This window comes from Streptomyces sp. NPDC101227, from assembly GCF_044767545.1.
Taxonomy (GTDB): domain Bacteria; phylum Actinomycetota; class Actinomycetes; order Streptomycetales; family Streptomycetaceae; genus Streptomyces.
Map to the genome: position 1 here is coordinate 90,286 of NZ_JBIWOD010000021.1, position 22,702 is coordinate 112,987.

Genomic DNA, 22,702 nt, shown 5'->3' on the forward strand with positions numbered 1-22,702 from the left:
CCCGTCCGTTGCTCGTATGTGAACCACAGGTTACTCAATCGGACATCCTTCGATTCCGCGACTGATTGCCCGGAATTACCTTGCTTTGCCCGATCGTATTGCCCGGAGATCCTATACATCGTCCTTGAGTAGGTCCTCGAATCCCAGATGACGGATCCGCCGCGCCAGCTCCTCGACGCCGATGCCCATCGCCGCCGCGGTCTCCCCGAGGTGCCAGTCGTGCGCGGCGAGCCGGTCCAGTACGTACCCGCGCCGCACCTGCTTGTCGGAGAGCCGGAACGTCTTGAGATAGGCGACCCGGCCCTTCCCGTCCGTGATCATCTCACCGATGTGCTGGGCGCGGTGCAGCGCGAACGGCGGCAGGAAACGGGACAGCCGGAACCGCCCCATCCGGTACACCTGGCGGACGGCATACGACTCGTCCAGCAGATCGCCCGCCATCAGATCGTGATGCTGCTCCGCCCACTCCCGCTGCCGCCGCGCCGCGGCCGCGCGCAGATCCGCCACCGACGCGATGTACTCCGGTGCGATCCGTACCGTGAAATCCGGCACCGACCTGGGGCCGTACCGGCCGTACTGGTACATCAGCTCGCCGTACAGGTCGTGCACCAGCGAGGGATGCAGCGCCCGGTAGTCGTCCGGATGCGGCACCACGAACGCGGCCGCCAGCGCATCGGCGACGTACACCATCACCCCGCACTGCCCCGGATGGATCTCGAAGATCCGCAGCGCATCGCCGAGCCCGCGCACCTGCCCGCCCCGGTACGCCGTCTCCGCACGCGGCGACAGCCCGTCGCGCACCGCACGCCGCGTCCACTCCTCCCACACGACGGACGGGCCGCCGAAATGCAGCGCCAGATAGCCGTCGAGCGCCAGGTGGAGCGGCAGAAAGCGCAGCCCCACCCGATCGCCGCCCGCCGCCCGGGACCGGGGCTGCCGCTGGACCAGCTTGCGCGGCAGATGCAGCGGCGCGCACTCCACCGGGTCGCGCCGGTCGCCGAACTGCGAGCCGTACGCGGCGGCGGGCGTGCCGTCGCCCGTCCAGTTCGCCACGAAACCATGTGGAATGTACGAGGTGTACGAGGTGCGCCGGTCGGCCGCCACCGTGGCCACGCCCCCGTCGTAGATCTCGCGATGCAGCCGCAGATCGGCGATCGGCTCCGCGCGCAGCAGCGGGACCAGCCGGACGGCACCCCACACCTGCGCCGGGCCGGTGCGCAGCCCGTCCAGATCCAGCCTGCTCATGCCGCGTCCTCCTGCCGGCCCGTGCCCTCACCCAGGAACCGCCGCACCCGCTCGTCCATATGGGCGCGCAGCTCCGCCACCCCCGTACGGCCCTCCGCGAACCGCGCGAGCTGGACCAGCGCAGGCAGATCCTCGGCGTTGCGCACCCCCGCCGTCGGCACCGAGGCCGACAGCCGCCGTACGTCGAAGTCCTCCGCGTCGTACACCGGGTTCAGATGGACGACGGTCGTGCGGCCCTCGGGGTCCAGAGCGGTCCGCCATGCGCGCAGCACCTCACCGGCCAGCCCAGGCGGCGCGTTGTCCCACCCGTCCGAGACGATCACCAGCCGCTCCGGTGCGGACTCCAGCGCGTCCAGCAGCCGCATGCCGAGCGGCGTCGGCCCGTAGGGGTGGACCAGCAGCGCATCCCGCCGCCCCGACGTCCACAGGGGCAGATAGCTCCCGGCCAGCGCCTCCATCAGGAAATGGCAGGCCAGCGCGACCGCCAGCGGGCGCTGCCGCTTCTGCCGCGATCCGGAGGCGGAGAAGCTGTCGTCCAGGACGGCCGCCACCCGGCCCCACGTCCCGGCCCGCGCGCCCGCCGTGCGCCGCGCCGCGGCCCGCAGGGCGCCGGTCAGCTCCGCGCGGCGCGCCGCCCGGTCGTCGAGGGACAGCCCCAGGACGTAACCGGCGAGCCGGGTCAGCGGCATTCCGGTGAGGTCCGAGCCCACGTCCGCGCGGTGCGTACGGGCCGACTCCTGCAGGCGCAGCCGCTCCAGCCGCGTCATCCTGGGCGCGATCCGCTCCAGGAAGGTGCGGCGGTCGATGCCGCGCTTCGCCGCGAAGCCCTCCGCGACCGTGAACGGCAGGTCGTACAGGGCGCCCTGCTCGTAGTGCGCCCGCTGCCAGGCGCTGAGCAGCGGGGTGACGTAATGCCTGCGACGGCCCGGCGCGAAGAGGAAGTCGCCCAGCTCGCCGTGGTCGCCCGTGCTACCGAGGGGCAGATGGGCATGCCGCGCCGCGCACTTGAGGCCGGAGCGGTACTTCACGGCGTCCAGGGCCGGGTCGGGGCGCGCGGCGAGCCAGTCGCGCATGATCGCGCGGGTGCGGCGGTTGTTCACCTTGGCGGCGCGCAGCGCGCGGAACAGCCGGTACACCCGGGGCGCCGGCAGCCGCGCCAGCCGGGCCGCGATCAGCCGCCCCTCCACCCGCCGCTCTCCGGCACTCGCCTCGCCCGCCGACTCCAGCAGCCGCCGCACGATCAGCGCGGCGTTGTGGTCATTGATGTCGAGCGCCAGCGAAGCGGCATACAGGGGGCGGTAGTTGACCCGTACGTACTCATGGAGAAAGTCCAGCGACATGTGCTGCGCGGCCTCGTCGGAATGGAACTCGCGCTGCCCGGTGGAGGTGATCGCGGCATTCACGAACAGCAGCACGTCCTCGGCCGCCACCAGATCCGCGTGCGTCGTTGCCGGCTCGGCGCGCGTCGCCATTCCGTCCTCCCCCAGAGTTGGAAGCCGGCCGGGGAATGGGGGCACGAACAGCGAATCGTTGCTTAGCAGAGCAGGTCCGGAAGTCGCACCGGAGTCCCGCGGCCGGCCCGGGAAACGTAACATCCGCGGTGCGCGGCGGGCATGGGGATTACGGGCACGGGGCCGCGGGGAACGGCCCGCAGGCCGTTGTCAGTGGCGCGGGGGAGACTGGCTCCATGACCACTTCGGCCCCGGCTCTGCGCATCGGACTCCTCGGCACCGGCCCCTGGGCGCGGCGCGTGCACGCCCCCGTGCTCGCCGCCCACCCCGGCGTCGCCCTCACGGGAATCTGGGGACGCAGACCCGCGGCCGCGGCCGAGCTGGCGCAGGCCCACGGCACCCGCGCATACGCCACCCCGGACGAGATGTTCGCCGACTGCGACGCCGTCTCCCTCGCCCTTCCGCCCTCCGTCCAGGCCCCGTTGGCGGTACGGGCCGCCGAGGCCGGCCGCCACCTCCTCCTGGACAAGCCGGTCGCGATCACGGTGGCCGAGGCCCGCGCCGTGGCCGACGCCGCCGACCGGGCGGGCTCCGCCTCGGTCGTGTTCTTCACCGCGCGCTTCGGGGAGCGTGAGGGCGCGTGGATCGACGCCCAGGCGGCGGCCGGCGGCTGGTTCACCGCACACGCCGACTGGCTGGGGTCCGTCTTCGCCGAGGATGGGGGCCCCGCCCGCGCGAGCGAAGCCGAGCGTGGGGGAAGCAGTCCGTACGCCGACTCGCCCTGGCGCCGGGAAAAAGGCGCACTGTGGGACGTCGGCCCGCACGCCCTGTCCGTACTGCTCCCCGTCCTGGGCGACGCGGAGACCGTCACCGCCGCCCGCGGCCCGGCCGACACGGTGCTGCTGACGATCCGCCACACCGGCGGCGCGGCAAGCTCGGCGACCCTCAGCCTGACCGCCCCCGGGCCCGCGTCCGGCGTCGAGGTCACCCTGCGCGGCACCACAGGCACCACCGCGCTGCCCCGCCGCCAGGCCGGCCCGGAACCAGCCTTCCACCGGGCCGTCGACGCCCTGCTGGACGCCGCCCGCACGGGTCGGCCGCATCCCTGCGACCTCCGCTTCGGGGTACGGGTGACCGAGATCCTGGCAGCGGCGGAGGAGGCGCTGGGATGAGCGGCACGGGGAGGAGAGGTGGCGGGCCTTTGGGGCTCGGGCTCTCCCGACCACATGGCCGAAAGAGCGCCAACACGCGCCCGCTCGACGCCCCCCGATGGCTCACCGGCTCGCCACATGAGGATCCTTGTCATGACGGAAAGGATCGAATTGCCCTGCGGTCTCACCTCCCCACCCGCCCTACGGCGCTACGGCCATGGGCAACGGGCGAGGACGGGACGACCGGCAATCATCCGCCCCACCGACCCGAGGAACGGCACCAGATGACGCACGCCACCGAGCCCAACCCCGCCGACACCACCGGCCCCGCCTGCTACGTGGAGCCCCTCCTGGCCGCCCTCGCCCGCGACCCCGCCCGCCCCGCGGTGACCTCCGAGGACGGCACCGTGACCACCGCCGGCGCGTTACATGCCACCGTGCACCGCATGGCGGCCGTACTCGCCGAACGCGGCATCGGCCGGGGCCGGACCGTCTCCCTCCTCAGCGGCAACCGCCCCGAGGTGCTCGCCGCCCGTTACGCCGCCAACCTCCTCGGCGCCCGGGTGGTCTTCCTCTACGTCGGCATGGCCCCCGAAATCCTGGCCCGCATCGCGGACAGCGTGGAGACCGCCCTGCTGCTCGTCGACCCCGAACTCCACGACACCGCACGGGCGCTGCTCGGCCACCTCCCCGCCGCGGCCGCCGAGGTCATGACCCTCGGTCCGGTGCCCGCCCCGGCACCGGACGCCCCCGCGGACACCGCCGACCTGGGCCCCGACCTCCTGGCCGCCTGCGCCGCCCTTCCGGCCACTCCCGACGTCCCGTGCGCCGCCCACCCCGAGGACGACTGGTGCATCCGCCACACCGGCGGAACGACCGGCATCCCCAAGGGCGTCCGGATGGCGAACGCCCCGTACGCCCGGATGATCGCCCGGTGGCTGCCGAGCGGCGACGGCGCCGCGCCCCGCTTCCTCGCCTGCACCTCACTCGCCCACCTGGCGGGCATCCTCACCGACACCTCCCTCGCGGCCGGCGGCACGGTCGTCCTGCACCGCGTCTTCGACCCCGCCGCCGTGCTCGCCACCATCGCCCGCGAGCGGATCACCCACCTCTGGCTGCTGCCCCCGCTCCTCTACCGCCTCCTGGACGACCCGACCCTCCCCGGCACCGACCTCGGCTCGCTCACCAGCATCACCTACGGCGGCTGCCCGGCCTCCCCCTCCCGGCTGCGGGAGGCCGCCGAGGTCTTCGGCCCGGTGCTGTACGGGATGTACGGCATGTCCGAGGCGATGCTGATCACCACGGCCCTCCCGGAGGACCACACCGTGACCGGCCCCGGCGGCCGGATCACCGTCGGCCGTGCGATGCCCGGCGTGGAGCTGGCCATCCGCGACGCGGCGGGGCGCGACCTGCCGACGGGGGAGCAGGGGGAGGTCCACGTACGCTCCGCCGGCGTGACGACCGGCTACTGGAAGCAGCCGGAGCTGAGCGCGCAGGTGCTGCCCGGCGACGGCTGGCTGCGCACCGGTGACGTCGGCGTTCTGGACGACGAGGGCCGGCTCTATCTCGTCGACCGGGTCAAGGACCTGATCATCGTCGTGGGCGGCCATGTCCACCCGGCGGAGGTCGAGGACCTGCTGCACACCCACCCGGCGGTCGCCCACTGCGCGGTCTTCGGGGTGCGTACGGCCGATGAGGCGGAGGAGGTGCATGCCGCGGTCGTGCCCGCGCCGGACCACGCCGTGGACCCGGAGGCGCTCCGCGCGTTCGTCACCGAGCACAAGGGCGCCCTCTACGCCCCCGCCGCCGTCCATGTGGTGGACGAGATCCCTCTCACCCCCGTCGGCAAGCCCGACAAAAACCTCCTCCGGGCGACGACCACGACGGCCGCGAGGCCCTGATCGAGGACGCCCGCGGCGCACCGAAAGGTGACCGTCCGGAGCGCCGTCCGGAGCGCCGTCGGGAGTGCCGTCCGGAGTACTGGCCAGGGGGTCCAAATCCCCCCTGGCCAGGGGCTTTTGTCAGTGGTGGCCGGTAGAATGGGAACCAGTCAGTGAGGGTTCACCCAGCACTCCAGGAGGTCGCCGATGGCCGCTGCCGCACTCATGACGAAGCCTCTCCCGAGCCACCCGCTGCCCAAGAAGCCGCTGCCGGCCGGATGGCCGCGCGAACGGTACGAGTCCCACAACCGCCGCCTGAAGGCCATGCGTCTGGCCATAGCCCTGCTCGACACCGGCGTCTATCGCCCCGAGCAGGCCCACAACCACAGGATCCGCACCACCGCGGCCGCCATCGGCGTGCACGCGCCCTCCGACGCGACCTGCCGCCTGGTCCGGTCCCTCATCTACGACAACTGCTGACAGCCACTGCCGACGACAAACGCTGACGTCAACCGCTGACGTCAACCGCCGCCGACGGCACCCGCCGACGGTGCGGGCGGTCGGGCGGTCGGTCCGGGGCTACTCCCCGGGCCGCCCGCCCGCCGCCATGTCCTCGACCTCCGCCAGCGCCTCGTCCAGCCACGCCACCCAGAAGGTCTCCAGCCCGATCCCGGCGCGCAGCACGAGCCGTCGCAACCGGTCCTCAGGGTCGCCCGCGGCCCCGAAATCGCGGCTCTCGATCTCTTCGTACTCCGCCAACTGCCGCCGGTGCAGGGTCAGATGGCGACGCAGTTCCTCATCGAGCCCCGCGCGCCCGACCACCGCCGCCGCCCGCAGCCGCAGCAGCAGCGCATCCCGGATGGGCTTGGACTCCTGCTCACCGGACGCCCAGTCGGTCAGCTCCGCGCGGCCCGCGGGCAGCACCTCGAACTCCTTCTTCTGCCCGCGGGCCGTCCGCTCGGACGGCAGTGCGCGAATGAACCCGGCCTGTTCCAGCTTCCCCAGCTCGCGATAGATCTGCTGATGCGTCGCCGACCAGAAGTAGCCGATCGACCGGTCGAACCTGCGCGTCAGCTCCAGCCCCGAGGAAGGCTTTTCGAGCAGCGCGGTGAGAATCGCATGCGGAAGGGACATGAGGAGATCCTAGGCACCGCGCTCACCCCGGCGGCCAGGTCACAGCGCCGCCGCCAGCTCCGTCCCCTGCGCGATGGCCCGCTTCGCATCCAGCTCGGCCGCGACGTCCGCCCCGCCGATCAGATGCACCGCCCGCCCCTCGGCCCGCAGCTCCTCGTACAGATCCCGCCGCGGCTCCTGCCCCGTGCACAGCACGACGGTGTCCACGGGGAGCGTGGTGGCCGTGCCGTCGACCGTGAGGTGCAGCCCCTCGTCGTCGATCCGCTCGTACGCCGCCCCCGCGACCATCGTCACGCCCCGGTGCCGGAGTTCCGTACGGTGGATCCAGCCGGTCGTCTTGCCCAGCCCGGCGCCGACCTTCGACGCCTTGCGCTGGAGCAGATGCACCTGGCGCGGGACCTGGGGCCGCTCGGGCGCCCGCAGTCCGCCGCGCTCGCCGTACGTCATGTCCACGCCCCAGGCGCGGAAGTACGTCCCCGCATCCCGGCTCGCCCCGTCCCCGGCATCGGTCAGGAACTCCGCGACATCGAAGCCGATCCCGCCCGCCCCGATGATCGCGACCCGCTCGCCCACCTGCGCGCCGTCGCGCAGCACATCGAGATAACTGACCACGCTCGGATGGTCGATGCCCTCGATCTCCGGTATGCGCGGCAGCACGCCCGTCGCGACGACGATCTCGTCGTACGCCTCGAGATCGGCGGCCGTGACGGCGGTACCGAGCCGCACCTCGACCTTCCGCACCGCGAGCTGCGTGCGGAAATACCGCAAGGTCTCCTCGAACTCCTCCTTGCCCGGCACCCGCTTGGCGATGTTCAGCTGCCCGCCGATCTCGTCGGCCGCATCGAACAGCGTCACCTCATGCCCCCGCTCGGCGGCCGAAACGGCACACGCCAGCCCGGCGGGACCGGCCCCGACCACCCCGATGCGCTTGCGGCGCCGCGTCGGGGAGAGCACCAGCTCGGTCTCGTGGCAGGCCCGGGGGTTGACCAGACACGACGTGATCTTCCCGCTGAAGGTGTGGTCGAGGCAGGCCTGGTTGCACCCGATGCAGGTGTTGATCTCGTCGGCCCGCCCCTGCTGCGCCTTGCCGACGAAGTCCGGATCGGCGAGGAACGGCCGGGCCAGCGACACCATGTCCGCCCGCCCGTCGGCGAGCAACTCCTCCGCCACCTCGGGGGTGTTGATCCGGTTGCTGGTCACCAGGGGCACGGAGACCGACCCCATCAGCCGCTTCGTCACCCAGGTGTACGCCCCGCGCGGCACCGACGTCGCGATGGTCGGAATCCGGGCCTCGTGCCACCCGATGCCGGTGTTGATGATCGTCGCGCCCGCCGCCTCGATCTCCTTGGCGAGCGCGATCACCTCCGCCAGCGTGGAGCCGCCCGGCACCAGATCCAGCATCGACAGCCGGTAGATCAGGATGAAGTCCGCGCCGACGCGCTCGCGGATCCGCCGCACGATCTCCAGCGGGAAGCGCACCCGGTTCTCGTACGAGCCGCCCCACCGGTCCGTACGGTGATTGGTCGCCCCGGCGATGAACTCATTGATCAGGTATCCCTCGGAGCCCATGATCTCCACGCCGTCGTACCCGGCGGACCTGGCCAGCCCGGCCGCCCGCACATAGTCCTCGATGGTCTCCTCGACCTCGTCGTCGGTCAGCGCATGCGGGGTGAAGGGGCTGATCGGCGCCTGGATCGCGCTGGGGGCCACCAGCTGGTCGTGGTACGCGTACCGCCCGAAGTGCAGTATCTGCATCGCGATCCGCCCGCCCGCCGCATGCACCGCGTCGGTCACGGTCCGGTGCTGCGCCGCCTCCGCCTCGGTGGTGAGCTTGGCCCCGCCGTCGTACGGCCGGCCGGCCTCGTTCGGCGCGATGCCGCCGGTCACCATCAGGCCGACGCCGCCCCGTGCCCGGGCGGCGTAGAAGGCGGCCATCCGCTCGAACCCGTTCTCCGCCTCCTCCAGTCCGATGTGCATCGACCCCATCAGCACCCGGTTGGGGAGCGTGGTGAAGCCGAGGTCGAGGGGGCTCATCAGGTGGGGGTACGGGCTCATCGGGCGCCTCCTTGGACAGCGGTCGTCAGGGACGTTCTAGTCCACCCGGACGTCGTTGTGCAACAAGTTGCATAAAGAGTGACGCGCGCGACGCCGGCGCCCCGCGGCGCCGGATCCGCTACGGCCCCTCGGTCCCCTGCCGCCCCTGCTGCGCCGCAAGCCCGTCGAGCACCAGCCCCAGCCCCAGCTCGAACCCTCGGTCGTCCAGCGCCGCCAGTCCCGCGTCGGCACCGGCCGCGGCCTCCAGGGAGTCGGCGAGGGCCGGATACGCCGGCCGGTAGCCGTCCGGCGAGCGCGCGAAGCCCGCGGTGAACGTCTCCAGGGCGGAACCGAGCACCAGATAGTCGAGGGCCGCGGCGGCCTCGGCGGCCCGCTCCGGAGTGCAGCCGGCGCGGCCCAGGGCGGCGAGCAGGGTGTCGTATCCGCGCAACGCCTTGTCGGCCTCCACCCTGCGCCGCGCGACCAGGGCGATCATGTTCGGGTGGCGCAGATACACCCGGCGGTAGCCACGGGCGTAGGTGGCGATGCCCCGCCGCCAGTCCGGGTCGTCGAGCGGCGTCAGATCGATCTCTTCGTTGATCAGCTGCGAGGCCGCGTCCAGCGCGTCCTCCTTGGACGCGACGTGATGGTAGAGCGACGCTCCGCGCACCCCGAGGCGCTCCGCGAGCGTCCGCATCTTGAGCGCCTGGGGACCCTCCTGGTCGAGGAGGTCGAGGGCGGCGCGAGCGATGATCTCGCGGCTCAGCAGTGCCCGGCTCGGTCGGCCCATGTGGTGCTCCCCCTACTTCCTGCCGCCTGCCGCCAGGTTATCCGGCGGTAGGGGCTTCACAGGCGGGCGGGGCCGGGCTATGGTCCCCGCAACCCAATATCTAACAACGTTAGATTTAGGCTCCGGGGCGCGCAGCGACCGTCCCCCCTTCCCCCGAAGGTGCTCATGACTGAACCCACTCCCGTAGCTCCCGCCGACGGATCCCCGCCGGACAGCGACGCCGCCCGCCTCCAGGACCTGGGCTACAAGCAGGAGCTGCGCCGCAGCCTCGGCGTACTGGGCAACATCTCCATGGGCTTCGCCGTCGTCTCCCCGGTCGTGGCGCTGTACGCGGTGGCCATGGTCGGCACGACGGTCGCCGGACCCGCCTGGATCTGGGCGCTGCCGCTCGTCCTGCTCGGCCAGTGTCTGGTGGTCAACGTCTACTCCGAGCTCACCTCCCAGTGGCCCGTCGCCGGCGGCCCGTACCAGTGGGGCCGTCGTCTCCTGGGGCCGTCCTTCGGCTGGATGGGCGGCTGGGTGTGGCAGTTCGCCGTGATGTTCGGCAACACCACCGTGGCCTACCTGGCCGCACCCTGGGTCTTCGCCCTGATCGGCGTCACCCCCTCACCGGGGCAGATGGTGGCCGTGTCGATGGCCATCCTCATCGGCTGCATGCTGGTCAACGCCTACGGCATCAAGATCCTCAGCCTGGTCGTCTCCCTGGGCATCGCCGCCGAGGCGATCGCCTCGGTGCTGGTCGGCCTGACGCTGCTGCTGTTCTTCCGCGAGCACGGCTTCGCCCTGTTCACCGAGACCATGGGGGCCGAGGCGCTGTCCGGCGGCTCCACCGTCATGGCCTTCCTGGCCGCCGTCGCCGTCGCCGGCTGGGCCTTCATCGGCTTCGACGCCTGCGTCTCCACCTCCGAGGAGACCAAGGACGCCGGCCGTCAGGTGCCGCGTGCCATGTGGTGGTCGCTGCTCAGCGTCGGCGCGGTGGTGATCCTCAACGCGATGGCCGTCGCCCTCGCCCACCCCCACCCCGAGAAGGTCGTGGCGGGCCAGGACCTCGACCCGGTGACCACCGCCGTGACCACCGCATTCGGCTCGTGGTCGGACAAGCCCTTCGTCGCCGTCGTCCTCGTCGGCTTCCTGGCCTGCGCGATGGCGTCCCAGGGCGGCGCCGCCCGCGGTCTGTACTCCCTCGCCCGGGACGGCGTCTTCCCGTGCTCCGCGCAGGTCAAGAAGGTCAACAAGCGCCAGGCCCCGATCGGCGGTCTCATCGCCTCCACCCTGGTGAGCGGCGCCGCCCTGCTGCTGGGCCTGAACGCCACCGCCATCGGCAGCCTGATCGCCTTCGGCACCGCGGCCACCTTCCTGCCCTTCTTCCTCACCGCGCTGGCCGCGCTGATCGCCCGGGTGCGCGGTACCTGGGTCCCGGCCGGTCATATCCGGCAGGGCGCGAAGGGCACCTTCCTCAACGTGCTGGCGGTCCTGTGGACCGGCTTCGAGGTCGTGAACGTCTGCTGGCCGCGGGAGATCCTCGCCCCGCCCGGCGCCCCCTGGTACCAGGTCTGGGCCGGTCTCCTCGGCACCGCCGTGATCATCGTCATCGGCCTGCTCTACCTGGTCGTCAAGCGGCCGCAGGACAAGATCCGCGACGCCGGCGCCACCCCCGTGCCCACCGCCGGTGAGCCCGGCGCCGAGGACACCGGCGCACTCGCCACCGAGGCGCCCTGACTCCTCGAAGGCCGTCCACCCCCGGGTTCGCGAACCGGCCCGTACGGGAGGCCCTCGAGGCCCCTCACCCCCACGCACCACCCGAAAAGTACAGCGGGCGAGCCCGCTCGCCCCAAGGAGTAATTCATGAACATGCCCACGACCAGCCGGGCGGAGCTCCGTGCGCCCGCCGAGTGGGAGCCGCACGCCGGCGCTCTGATGGCCTGGCCGCACAACGAGGACGGCGGCTGGGGCGGCAAACTGCCCGCGGCGCAGGCCGAGATCGCCACCATCGCGCGGACCATCGCCCGTTTCGAGCCGGTCATCATGGTGGCCGAGCCGGGCACCGCCGACGACGCCCGCCGCGCCTGCGGAGACGCGGTGACGGTCATCGAGCACCCGGTCGACGACTGCTGGACCCGCGACACCGCGCCGGTCTTCGCCCTCGACCCGACGGGCACCAAGGTGACCGGGCTGGACTTCACCTTCAACGGCTGGGGCGGCCAGTTCCCGCACGACAAGGACAACCTCCTGCCCGCGCGTGCCTGCGAGTACCTCGAAGTTCCCCGCAAGCCCGTCGACATGGTGCTGGAAGGCGGCGCCGTCCTCACCGACGGCGAGGGCACGCTCATCACCACCGAGGAGTGCCTGCTCCACCCCAACCGCAACCCCCACATGACCCGCGCCGAGATCGAGAGCACCCTGCTCGCCGCGTACGGCGCCGAGAAGCTCATCTGGCTCCCGTACGGCCTCGACGGCGACGACACCACCAACGGGCATGTCGACCTCGTCGCCGCCTACCTCGCCCCGGCCGAGGTCCTGCTGCACACCCAGCCCGACACCAGCCGGCGCAACCACGCCCGTATGGAGGCCAACAAGGCCGTCCTCCAAGGCGCCACGGACGCCCGCGGCCGGTCCTTCGAACTGGTCGAGCTGCACCAGCAGCCCCACTACACCCTCGACGGCGACGACGTGGTCACGTTCAGCTACACGAACTACTACCTCACCGAAGCCGCCGTGATCGTTCCCACCTCCGGCACCGCCGAGGACGAGCTCGCCCTGGCCCGCCTCCGCCCGGTCTTCCCCGGCCGGGAAGTGATCGGTGTGCCCGCGGCCACGCTGGCCTGGGGCGGTGGCGGCGTCCACTGCGTCACCCAGCACATCCCGCGCGCCCGGTAGCGCGCCCCCGAACCTCGAGAGCCGCTCCGTCAGCCGGTCCTGCCGGGCGGCTCTCGAGTCCTCCCCTCATCCGTGCAGACGAGACGGTCTGCCCTTTGTCCAGGAGTGATGTCATGAACGTGCCACGAATGTCCCGCCGCGGTTTTCTCGGCGCCGCAGCCATGACGGCTGCCGCGGCCACCGTGTTCAGCGGCCGCGCCTTCGCCGCCACCTACAACGGCGAGAACTACACCGCGCCCGCCGAGTGGGAGGCGCACTCCGGCTGCGTCATGGCCTGGCCCTGGGACCGCACCGACGGCTGGGGAGCGCTGCTGAACGACGTCCAGGCCGAGATCGCCGGCATCGCCCAGGCCATCGCGCAGTTCGAGCCGGTCATCATGTTCGCCGAACCGGACCAGGCCGCCGCGGCACGCACGCAGTGCGGCAGCACCGTCACCGTCGTCGAGTACCCGGTCAACGACTGCTGGGCCCGCGACACCGGACCGATCTTCGCCCTCAACCAGCCGAAGAACGCCAAGCTCGGCCTCGACTTCGGCTTCAACGGATGGGGCAACAAGTACCCCTTCGACAAGGACGACTTCCTGCCGGTCGGCGTCTGCCAGTACCTGAACGTCCCCCGCCAGGACGTCTCGATGATCCTCGAGGGCGGATCCGTCATCACCGACGGGCAGGGCACGCTCATCACCACCGAGGAATGCCTGCTCAACCCCAACCGCAACCCCAACATGACCAAGGCCCAGATCGAGAGCACCCTGCTCGCGGCCTACGGCGCCACCAAGGTCATCTGGCTGCCCTACGGCCTCGCCTTCGACGACATCACCAACGGGCACGTCGATCTGGTCGCCGCCTACCTCGGCCCCGCCAAGCTCCTGCTCCACACCCAGCCCGACACCGCCAACCCGAACCACGACCGGATGGAAGCCAACCGCACCGTTCTCCAGAACAGCACCGACGCCGCAGGCCGCAGCTTCCAGATCGTGGAGATGCACCACCAGCCGCAGTTCACCCACCACGGGCTGCAGGTGAAGACGTTCAGCTACACCAATTACTACGAGACCAGCGGCAACGTGGTCGTCCCCACGGCCGGTGAGTCGACGGACGCCCTCGCCCTCGCCCAGTTCCAGACGCTGTTCCCGAACAAGCAGGTCGTCGGCAAGCTCGCCCGCACCCTGGCCTGGGGCGGTGGCGGCGTGCACTGCGTGACACAGCACATCCCGGCAACGCAGTAGCGAAAGACGCGGCGCCGCGGCAGCTGTACGGGGGTCAGCTCCGCGGCGCCGTACGCGCGGACACGGCGTGCCCGGGCAGCCGCCTCCCCGGGCGCGACCCACGCAAAGGGACGTACAACGGGCGGCCGCCGAGGAAAGGAAGTGAGGGGGAAGTGCGGAATCCCCTACCGGGGCCCGCACCGTGGATTACCTTGCCCCCGTGGACCAGTTGATCCCCTCAGACCCGACGCACATAGGTCCGTACCGCCTGATCGCCCGCCTGGGCGCCGGCGGTATGGGCCTGGTCTATCTGGGCCGTTCCGAGGCCGGGCGGACCGTTGCGGTCAAGGTCGTCCAGGACGAGCACGCCCAGCACCCGGAGTTCCGCAGGCGCTTCGCCCGGGAGGTGGCGGCCGCCCGGCGGGTGGGCGGCACCTGGACGGCGGACGTGCTCGACGCCGACACCGAGGCCGCGGTGCCCTGGGTGGCGACGCAGTACATCCCGGGGCCCGACCTGACCACCGTGGTGGCCAACGACTTCGGGCCGCTGCCCGAGAACTCCGTGCGGGTGCTGGCCAACCGCCTCGCCCTCGCGCTCCAGGCGGTGCACGAGGCGGGCCTGATCCACCGGGACCTCAAGCCGTCCAACGTCCTGGTGACGGTGGACGGCCCGCGCGTCATCGACTTCGGCATCGCCCGCGCCATGGACAGCCTCGCCGGGGACAGCCTGCACACCCGCACCGGCATGCTGATCGGTTCCCCCGGCTTCATGTCGCCCGAGCAGGTACGCGGCCTCGAACTCACCCCCGCCAGCGATGTGTTCTGCCTGGGCGCCGTCCTCGTCTTCGCCGCCACCGGACGGCTGCTCTTCGGCGCCACGGAGACCGGGCTGAACGCCCACCTCTTCCGGATCGCCGAGGAGGAGGCGGATCTGGCCGGCGTACCGGAGCCGCTGCTCGATCTCGTACGCGAGTGTCTCGACAAGGACCCGGCCAAGCGGCCCACCCTCCAGCAGGTCGCGGCCCGCACGGAAGCGGACGCGGAGGGGGAGTGGCTGCCGGGCGCGGTACTGGCCCAACTCGGCCGCCATGCCGCCCAGTTGCTGGACTACGCCCCCGAAACGGCCGTAGGTGCGCCCGGTGCCGCCCCCGCCGATGCGGTGCTGTCCCCTGCGGACCCGCGCGTCCCGTCCGGTTCGCCGCAGCCGCCGTCACCCGCGATGCCCGGGTACTCGCCCACGACCCCGGAACGCTTCGTCCCCCCGCCGGGGTTCGGACCACCCCCGGGTGCGGTTCCGCACGCCTGGCCCGCCGCCCCCGTCCCGCCGCACCTCCAGGACCCTTCGCTCCCGCACCCCAGGCGCTGGTGGGGCCTGGCGGTGGTCGCCCTGGTGCAGCTGTTCGTGCTGCTCGACGCGGCGTCCCTGCACCTGGCGATGCCGGCCGTCATGGCCGACCTGAACCTGCCCAGCGACGCCCTGAGCCCGCTGTTCACCGCGTACGAACTGGCCTTCGGCGGGCTGCTGCTGCTCGGCGGGCATCTCGCGGACCTGGTGGGCCGCAAACGGATGCTGATCATCGGGCTGGCCGGCTTCGCGCTGGCCGGGGCGATCGGCGGCCTCGCCCCCACTTCCGGCGTACTGGTCGCCGCCCGCGCCCTGCAGGGCGTCTGCGCCGCACTGCTGTCGCCGGCCGCACTGGGGCTGGTGGCGGCCAACTTCACCGACCCGAAGGAACGCGGCAAGGCCTTCGGGATCTACGCCGCGGTCGCCGTCGGCGGCTCGACGGTTGGCCTGCTCGCCGGCGGATGGCTGCTCGAGACCGCGAGCTGGCGCATGTGCCTGTACGGCATGGTCCCCCTCGCCGTGATCGCCGTGATCGGTGCCGCCACCCTGGTGCACGACCGTCCGGTCCGCACCGGCCGCCGCCTCGACGCGCCGGGCCTGCTGCTCGGCTCCGGCGGCATCCTCGCCCTCGTCCACGGCCTCCACGAGACGGCCTCGGGCGGCTGGAACGACCTCCTGGTGCTGGCCCTGTTCGCGGCCGGCATCGCCCTGCTCGTGGCCTTCGCGGCGTGGCAGCGCAAGGCAGCCGACCCGCTCCTGCCGCCCTACCTCACCAGGGACCGCAACCGCCTCGGCGCCTTCCTCACACTGTCCCTGGCCGGCGCCGGCACCTTCGCCCTCTTCCCGACCCTGACCGCGTACCTGCAGATCGTCCAGGGCTACTCGCCGCTCGACGCGGCCATGGCGATCCTGCCCACGGCCGTCGCGGTCGTCATCGGCTCCACCCAGGTCTCCGCCCGCCTGCTGCACCGCGTAGCGCCACGCAACCTCATCCTGCCGGGCCTGCTGCTCACCGCGCTCGGCCTGGCGCTGCTGGCCCTCCTCACCCCCGACAGCCAGTACGCGACCCTGGTCCTGCCCGGCATGCTCCTCGCCGGCCTCGGCCTCGGCATGGCCCTGATGCCCCTGTTCTCCCTCGCCACGGCCGGCATCGCCGCACCGGACTGCGGCGGCGGCGCGGCAGCGACCGGCGCGGCCCAGCAGTTGGGCGGAACGCTCGGCGCGGCGCTGTTCAGCAGCATCCTCTCCTCGGCCATCCTCACCGGGATGCGGGCGGTACGCGGGCTCGGCTCCACCTCCGCCAACGCTGCCGGGAACGCCCAGGCCATCAACCCGCGCGGGCTTCCCCCGCTAGTGGCGCAAGCGATGACCAAGGCAACCCTGAGCGGCTACGCCACCGCCCTGTGGTGGTCCGTCGGCATCACGCTCCTCGCAGGCCTGACCGCGACCCTGCTGGTCAGGTCCACCACCCCGACGCCCCCTCAGCCCACCGGGCCGACCCTCCCGGCCCAGGGCGCGGGGGACACCCGCTGACCCTCCGTCGCTGCGCCACTCACCGGGCCCGGGACCGCGGCCCGCCGGGTGGCGCAGCGACGCGGGGGAGAACATCACGCCGCCTGCAGACCACCGCCGGCACCCGGTCCCCGCTCCCACCCTGCGGACGTACCCGCACCCGATGCCGAACGGCCAGGACCTTGCGCGTCGGGCCATCGACGCCGCGTCAGCCACGGACCCGGAAGCGCACGCCGACGATGGACCAGCGCCGGCCGCGGCACGAACGGCGCCCACACAAAAGGCCGCCGGCCGCGCCTCCCGCTGAGGGAAGAACACGGCCGACGGCCCACAGACGGCCCAGGTGCGCGGAAAGCCGCGCTGACCTGCGGCGATCTTAGATGTCGAAGTACAGCTCGAACTCGTGCGGGTGCGGCCGCAGCTGGATCGGCGCGATTTCGTTGGTGCGCTTGTAGTCGATCCAGGTCTCGATCAGGTCGGAGGTGAAGACGCCGCCCTGCTGGAGGTACTCGTTGTCGGCCTCGAGGGCGTCGAGGACGGCCGGGAGGGAGGTCGGGACCTGGGGGACGCCCGCGTGCTCCTCGGGGGCGAGCTCGTAGAGGTCCTTGTCGATCGGCTCGGCGGGCTCGATCTTGTTCTTGACGCCGTCGAGGCCCGCGAGGAGGAGGGCGGAGAAGGCGAGGTAGGGGTTCGAGGACGGGTCCGGGGCGCGGAACTCGACGCGCTTGGCCTTCGGGTTGGAACCCGTGATCGGGATGCGCATGGCCGCGGAGCGGTTGCGCTGGGAGTAGACCAGGTTGACCGGGGCCTCGAAGCCGGGGACCAGGCGGTGGTAGGAGTTCACCGTCGGGTTGGTGAAGGCCAGCAGCGAGGGGGCGTGCTTGAGGATGCCGCCGATGTAGTAGCGGGCGGTGTCCGAGAGGCCCGCGTAGCCCTGCTCGTCGTAGAAGAGGGGCGCGCCGCCCTGCCACAGGGACTGGTGGACGTGCATGCCGGAGCCGTTGTCACCGAAGATCGGCTTGGGCATGAAGGTCGCGGTCTTGCCGTTGCGCCAGGCGACGTTCTTGACGATGTACTTGAACAGCATCAGGTCGTCGGCGGCGGCGAGGAGGGTGTTGAACTTGTAGTTGATCTCCGCCTGGCCGGCCGTGCCGACCTCGTGGTGCTGGCGCTCGACCTGGAGGCCGGAGGCCTCGAGCTCGAGGGAGATCTCCGCGCGCAGGTCGGCGAAGTGGTCGACCGGCGGGGCCGGGAAGTAGCCGCCCTTGTAACGGACCTTGTAGCCGCGGTTGTCCTCGACCGCACCGGTGTTCCAGGCGCCGGCCTCGGAGTCGATGTGGTAGAAGGACTCGTTCGACTTGGTCTCGAAACGCACGCTGTCGAAGACGTAGAACTCGGCCTCGGGACCGAAGTACGCGGTGTCCGCGATGCCGGTGGAGGCGAGGTAGGCCTCGGCCTTCTTGGCGATGTTGCGCGGGTCACGGCTGTACTGCTCGCCGGTGATCGGGTCGTGGATGAAGAAGTTGATGTTGACCGTCTTGTCGCGGCGGAAGGGGTCCACGCGGGCCGTCGACAGGTCGGCGCGCAGCGCCATGTCGGACTCGTGGATGGCCTGGAAGCCGCGGATCGAGGAGCCGTCGAAGGCGAGCTCCTCGGTCGGGTCGAACGCCTTCGCCGGGATCGTGAAGTGCTGCATCACACCGGGCAGGTCGCAGAATCGGACGTCGACGAATTTGACGTCCTCGTCCGCGATGAACTTCTTGGCCTCGTCGGCGTTCTGGAACATCCCACTCCTCCTAGCCCGGTCACCGGTCGGCGGACGCGGGGTTGCCGGGGTTGCTACTCGGAGCGCGTCCAAGTGCGGTGGCGCGCTCGCCCGACCTTAGGCAGGCGGGATTTCCCAAGCATGACCCATTTGTTTCGCCGAGGTTAACCGCCGCGCGGTCGCCTTTGTCCCCCAGTGTGCGCCAAAGAGCCGCATTCCGGGCGGCACCCGGCCCCCGGCCCGGTCCCGTACCGGACCTCCGCGAAAGGAACGAATGCCGTCGCAGTACCGTGGTCGGGTGGACAACAGGCAAGCAATCGGTTCGTGGATCTCCGGGCCCCGCTCGACCGCCGAGGACATGGGCGTCGACTTCGGATACCGCGGCGAACGGCTCGGACTTCCGGAGCAGGGGCCCGGCTCGATCGCGCGGTTCGGGCGCCGGCTGGGCGCCCTGTGCATCGACTGGGCGCTGTGCATGCTCATCGCCTACGGGCTGCTCAGCGGCGGCAAGGCACAGTCGGCGAGCAACTGGGCGCTGCTGGTCTTCGCCGTGCTCAGCCTGCTGACGGTCGGCACGGTCGGCTTCACGCCGGGCAAGCGGATGCTGGGCCTGCGGGTGGTCGCCGAGGGCGGCGGTCCCCTTTCGCTGCCGCGGGTGGTGCTGCGGACCGTACTGCTGGTGGTGGTCATCCCGGCGGTGATCTGGGACCGGGACGGCCGCGGGCTGCACGACCGGCTCGCCCGGTCGGTCGAGGTGCGGATCTGAGGGGCGCGGATCTGACGGCACGGCCCGCTGCGGCCCGTCGGGTCCGCGGGCGGGGCCCGCGCCACTGGGTCGACGGCTCGCGCCCGGGCCCCGAGCGGCCCCGCCCGCACTCGTATACAGGCCGCCCCGCATACCGCCCGCACGACCCGCCTATCGCGCCACACAAAACGCCCCGGAGCCAGAGCTCCGGGGCGTCGTGATAGGTCCTGGTCGGGTCAGCGGCCCTTGCCGCCGCCCTTCGGCATGCGCATGCCCTTGGGCATCGGGCCCTTCGGGACCGGCATGTTGCTCATCAGGTCGCCGAGGGCGCGCAGCCGGTCGTTGACGGCCGTCACCTGGGCTCCGGGCAGGACGCGCGGCAGCTTCAGGAGGGTCGTACGGAGCTTCTTCAGCGGCACCTGGCCCTCGCCGTCGCCCACGATGATGTCGTGGACGGGGGCGTCGGCGACCGTGCGCGCCATCCGCTTCTTCTCCGCGGCCAGCAGGCCGCGCAGCCGGTTCGGGTTGCCCTCGCCCACCAGTACGATGCCGGCCTTGCCGACGGCACGGTGGACCACGTCCTGGCTGCGGTTCATCGCCACCGCGGGGGTGGTCGTCCAGCCGCGCCCGACGTTGTCCAGCACCGCGGCAGCCGCTCCCGGCTGGCCTTCCATCTGCCCGAAGGCAGCCCGCTCGGCGCGCCGTCCGAAGACGATCGCCATCGCGAGGAAGGCCAGTACGAAGCCCAGAATGCCCGCGTAGATGGGGTGGCCGATCGCGAAGCCGATGGCAAGGAGAACGCCGAATACGACGATGCCTACACCAGCGACGACTAGACCGACCTTGGAGTCGACCCGACGGGTCATCTTGTAGGTCAGGGCGATCTGCTTCAGCCGCCCGGTGTTCTCAGCGCCGGCAGCGCCGTCTGAGTTTGCCTTCGCCATATAGCGAAGTTTACGTGGCCTGGGGACGGCGGGTCGCCGCGGCCTCCAGTACGTACTCGGCCTCGTGCCGGTCCTTGGCGCGGCGGCGGTCCTCCAGGACCGATGTCCACGCGTTGCGGCGAGCGGTGCGCTGGCCGCCGCGCATCAGGACCGCCTCGACGGCACGCAGGGCGCCGGTGACGGAGGGGAGGGGACGGGGGGTGGCGCGGAGCGGCGCGGCCTGCATGGTGTGGACTCCCTCGGGGAGGTCGGAGGAGCGATGGCTGCGGGAGCGGTGCGTGCATCCATCGTCACGGAACGGTGTTACCAACGGATGACCTGCTGGTCAAACACCAATGAAACGTTGACGCGGCCCGCACCTCCCCCGCCTGGGGGAGTGCGGGCCGCGTCCTCACAGCATGTGCCACGATTCACAAGACGGCACGCCGGGCGGCTCAGACCGCCTGACTGGACGCCTCGACCTCGCGCCGCTCGATCGCCTGCTGGTAAAGGCGGCCGGCACGGTAGGAGGAGCGGACCAGCGGGCCGGACATGACACCCGCGTAGCCGATCTCCTCGGCCTCCTCCTTGAGCTCCACGAACTCGGCGGGCTTGACCCAGCGCTCGATCGGGTGGTGGCGCACGGAGGGGCGCAGGTACTGGGTGATCGTGATCAGCTCGCAGCCCGCGTCGTACAGGTCCTGGAGCGCCTGGCTGATCTCCTCGCGCTCCTCGCCCATGCCCAGGATCAGGTTGGACTTGGTGACCAGGCCGGCTTCGCGGGCCTTGGTGATGACCTCCAGCGACCGCTCGTAGCGGAAGCCGGGGCGGATGCGCTTGAAGATCCGCGGGACGGTCTCGACGTTGTGGGCCAGGACCTCGGGGCGTGAGGAGAAGACCTCGGCCAGCTGCTCGGGGACCGCGTTGAAGTCGGGGATCAGCAGCTCGACGCCGGTGTCCGGCATCGCGGCGTGGATCTGGCGGACCGTCTCCGCGTAGAGCCAGGCGCCGCCGTCCTCCAGGTCATCGCGTGCGACGCCGGTGATCGTGGCGTACTTCAGGCCCATCGTCTGGACGGATTCGGCCACCCGGCGGGGCTCGTCGCGGTCCAGCTCCTGCGGCTTGCCGGTGTCGATCTGGCAGAAGTCACAGCGACGGGTGCACTGGTCGCCACCGATGAGGAACGTCGCCTCGCGGTCCTCCCAGCATTCATAGATGTTGGGACAGCCCGCCTCCTGGCAGACCGTGTGCAGGCCCTCGCTCTTGACCAGGCCCTGCAGGTGGTTGTACTCGGGACCCATTTTCGCCCGGGTCTTGATCCACTCGGGCTTGCGCTCGATGGGGGTCTGGCTGTTCCGGACCTCCAGGCGCAGCATCTTGCGTCCGTCGGGTGCGACTGCGGACACGTCCGGCTCCCTACGACTTCGATTCTTCGGCGTCCACCAGGGTACGCCCGTAAATTCGCACGTTTTTACGTCATGCCCTTGCGTTACCGCTGGACGTCATGGCGTTACGTGCAGGGCAACCCCGTACGGCGGGGTCGCATTCCCGGCGACTTCGCGTCAGACCGCGCGAGGCAGGAGCTCGGCGCCTTCCAGCACGTCGCGCAGATGCTTCTCGGCCACGGGCAGCACCTCGGCGATCGTGATGTCGCGGCCCAGCTCGTTGGCGAGCGAAGCGACGCCGGCGTCACGGATACCGCACGGGACGATCTTGTCGAACGAGGTGTTGTCCGGATTCACGTTCAGCGAAAAGCCGTGCATCGTGACGCCCTTGGCGACGCGGATGCCGATCGCGGCGAGCTTGCGGTCCTCGCGGCGCTGGCCGGCGTTGGAGGGGGCGTACTCGGGGCCGTTGAGCCGCGGGTCGAACAGCTCGTCCGCCACCCGCGGGTCGAAGTCCAGGTTCAGCCCGCCCAGCGCCGCCCGCTGCTGCACCGGGTCACCCAGCACCCACACGCCGCTGCGCCCCTCGACCCGGCTGCTCTCCACGCCGAACTCGGCGCAGACCCGGATCAGGGCGTCCTCGAGGCGGCGGACATGGGCGACGACATCGACCGGGCGCGGCAGCTTCTGGATGGGGTAGCCGACCAGCTGGCCGGGGCCGTGCCAGGTGATCTTGCCGCCGCGGTCCACGTCGATGACCGGGGTGCCGTCCAGGGGCCGCTCGTCGTCGGACGTGCGCCGTCCGGCGGTGTATACGGGCGGGTGCTCCAGCAGCAGGCAGGTGTCCGGAACTTCGTCGGCGAACCGGGCGGCGTGCACCCGGCGCTGCTCCTGCCACGCGGTCTCGTAGTCCACGGCATCGGCACCGAAGCCCATATGCACAAAGCGCAGCCCCTCGGGTACGGGGGTCTCCCCCCGAGAGATCGCAGTCACGGCAGCTCCTCTTCGCACTTCCGTCTCCCGTTGCACGGTGCTGCACCAGGAGAGCCATATCGCGCCCATGCCACTGTACGACCGCCGCTCCCACAGGCTGCAGGCGGCCGGTTTCCGGGCCGCCGGCGCCCGTCCCGCCGGACCGGACGTCTCCTGCTCACACGATCGGATGAACGCGGGGCACAGGCCGTCAGAAAGGCGCCGAAGGCCGTTACATTCACGCCGTCCCACAAGGGCGAAGGAGCGTTGCCGGACAGGGTGAGC

Annotated in this window: 18 protein-coding genes; 8 read left to right on the forward strand and 10 right to left on the reverse strand. The window is 71.6% G+C overall.

All coding sequences use genetic code 11. The features are described 5' to 3' along the window. Positions 1–111: 111 nt before the first annotated feature. The gene (locus ACIRPT_RS34770) at positions 112–1,245 is read right to left on the reverse strand and encodes an ARPP-2 domain-containing protein (RefSeq protein WP_403834650.1); all 1,134 of its coding nucleotides are present in this window, start codon (positions 1,243–1,245) and stop codon (positions 112–114) included. Next, positions 1,242–2,717 carry a hypothetical protein gene (locus ACIRPT_RS34775; protein ID WP_403834652.1) on the reverse strand — a complete coding sequence of 492 codons (1,476 nt, stop codon included), beginning with the start codon at positions 2,715–2,717 and terminating at the stop codon, positions 1,242–1,244. The genes ACIRPT_RS34770 and ACIRPT_RS34775 overlap by 4 nt, the downstream gene beginning before the upstream one ends. A gap of 215 nt (positions 2,718–2,932) precedes the next feature. Here ACIRPT_RS34775 and ACIRPT_RS34780 point away from each other — a divergent pair, with 215 nt between their 5' ends. The 3 genes from ACIRPT_RS34780 (at position 2,933) to ACIRPT_RS34790 (ending at position 6,207) form a co-directional block, all read left to right on the forward strand. Next, the gene (locus tag ACIRPT_RS34780; protein WP_403834654.1) at positions 2,933–3,868 is read left to right on the forward strand and encodes a Gfo/Idh/MocA family protein; all 936 of its coding nucleotides are present in this window, start codon (positions 2,933–2,935) and stop codon (positions 3,866–3,868) included. A 263-nt stretch (positions 3,869–4,131) separates the two neighbouring features. Beyond that, positions 4,132–5,748 (forward strand): AMP-binding protein, encoded by a 1,617-nt coding sequence (locus ACIRPT_RS34785; protein ID WP_403834657.1) that lies wholly within the window; start codon positions 4,132–4,134, stop codon positions 5,746–5,748. 186 nt (positions 5,749–5,934) lie between these two features. Continuing rightward, positions 5,935–6,207 (forward strand): hypothetical protein, encoded by a 273-nt coding sequence (locus tag ACIRPT_RS34790; protein WP_403509472.1) that lies wholly within the window; start codon positions 5,935–5,937, stop codon positions 6,205–6,207. 99 nt (positions 6,208–6,306) lie between these two features. Here the strand turns inward: ACIRPT_RS34790 and ACIRPT_RS34795 are convergent, their stop codons facing one another. The 3 genes from ACIRPT_RS34795 to ACIRPT_RS34805 form a co-directional block, all read right to left on the reverse strand. Further along, a complete protein-coding gene (locus ACIRPT_RS34795) occupies positions 6,307–6,861 on the reverse strand; it encodes a PadR family transcriptional regulator (RefSeq protein ID WP_403834659.1) in 555 nt (184 codons plus the stop codon). 39 nt (positions 6,862–6,900) lie between these two features. Then, positions 6,901–8,916 carry an FAD-dependent oxidoreductase gene (locus ACIRPT_RS34800; RefSeq protein ID WP_403834661.1) on the reverse strand — a complete coding sequence of 672 codons (2,016 nt, stop codon included), beginning with the start codon at positions 8,914–8,916 and terminating at the stop codon, positions 6,901–6,903. Between the two features lie 118 nt (positions 8,917–9,034). Next, positions 9,035–9,685, reverse strand: coding sequence for a TetR/AcrR family transcriptional regulator (locus ACIRPT_RS34805; RefSeq protein ID WP_403834663.1), 651 nt, complete (start codon positions 9,683–9,685; stop codon positions 9,035–9,037). A gap of 165 nt (positions 9,686–9,850) precedes the next feature. On the opposite strand from ACIRPT_RS34805, the gene ACIRPT_RS34810 reads away from it, so the two are divergent. The 4 genes from ACIRPT_RS34810 to ACIRPT_RS34825 all read left to right on the forward strand — a co-directional run bounded on the left by ACIRPT_RS34810 (position 9,851) and on the right by ACIRPT_RS34825 (position 16,648). Beyond that, a complete protein-coding gene (locus ACIRPT_RS34810; RefSeq protein ID WP_403834665.1) occupies positions 9,851–11,404 on the forward strand; it encodes an APC family permease in 1,554 nt (517 codons plus the stop codon). Positions 11,405–11,530: 126 nt separating this feature from the next. Further along, the gene (locus ACIRPT_RS34815; protein ID WP_403834667.1) at positions 11,531–12,562 is read left to right on the forward strand and encodes an agmatine deiminase family protein; all 1,032 of its coding nucleotides are present in this window, start codon (positions 11,531–11,533) and stop codon (positions 12,560–12,562) included. 113 nt (positions 12,563–12,675) lie between these two features. Continuing rightward, positions 12,676–13,791 (forward strand): agmatine/peptidylarginine deiminase, encoded by a 1,116-nt coding sequence (locus ACIRPT_RS34820; protein WP_403834670.1) that lies wholly within the window; start codon positions 12,676–12,678, stop codon positions 13,789–13,791. A gap of 199 nt (positions 13,792–13,990) precedes the next feature. After that, the gene (locus ACIRPT_RS34825) at positions 13,991–16,648 is read left to right on the forward strand and encodes an MDR family MFS transporter (RefSeq protein ID WP_403834672.1); all 2,658 of its coding nucleotides are present in this window, start codon (positions 13,991–13,993) and stop codon (positions 16,646–16,648) included. Between the two features lie 355 nt (positions 16,649–17,003). On the opposite strand, the gene glnA is transcribed toward ACIRPT_RS34825, so the two are convergent. Beyond that, positions 17,004–18,413: a type I glutamate--ammonia ligase gene (glnA, locus tag ACIRPT_RS34830; protein WP_403509497.1), complete on the reverse strand. Its 1,410-nt coding sequence runs from the start codon at positions 18,411–18,413 to the stop codon at positions 17,004–17,006. Positions 18,414–18,690: 277 nt separating this feature from the next. On the opposite strand from glnA, the gene ACIRPT_RS34835 reads away from it, so the two are divergent. Then, on the forward strand, positions 18,691–19,158 hold the full coding sequence (locus ACIRPT_RS34835) for an RDD family protein (RefSeq protein ID WP_403509500.1): 468 nt from the start codon (positions 18,691–18,693) through the stop codon (positions 19,156–19,158). 215 nt (positions 19,159–19,373) lie between these two features. On the opposite strand, the gene ACIRPT_RS34840 is transcribed toward ACIRPT_RS34835, so the two are convergent. The 4 genes from ACIRPT_RS34840 to lipB all read right to left on the reverse strand — a co-directional run bounded on the left by ACIRPT_RS34840 (position 19,374) and on the right by lipB (position 22,381). Beyond that, positions 19,374–20,081: a DUF4191 domain-containing protein gene (locus ACIRPT_RS34840; RefSeq protein ID WP_403834674.1), complete on the reverse strand. Its 708-nt coding sequence runs from the start codon at positions 20,079–20,081 to the stop codon at positions 19,374–19,376. 10 nt (positions 20,082–20,091) lie between these two features. After that, entirely contained in the window at positions 20,092–20,307 is a 216-nt protein-coding gene (locus ACIRPT_RS34845) for a hypothetical protein (protein ID WP_403509507.1), read from the reverse strand. Positions 20,308–20,515: 208 nt separating this feature from the next. Next, positions 20,516–21,466 (reverse strand): lipoyl synthase, encoded by a 951-nt coding sequence (gene lipA, locus ACIRPT_RS34850; protein ID WP_403509510.1) that lies wholly within the window; start codon positions 21,464–21,466, stop codon positions 20,516–20,518. A gap of 156 nt (positions 21,467–21,622) precedes the next feature. Beyond that, positions 21,623–22,381, reverse strand: coding sequence for a lipoyl(octanoyl) transferase LipB (gene lipB, locus ACIRPT_RS34855; protein ID WP_403834755.1), 759 nt, complete (start codon positions 22,379–22,381; stop codon positions 21,623–21,625). Between the last annotated feature and the right edge of the window lie 321 nt (positions 22,382–22,702).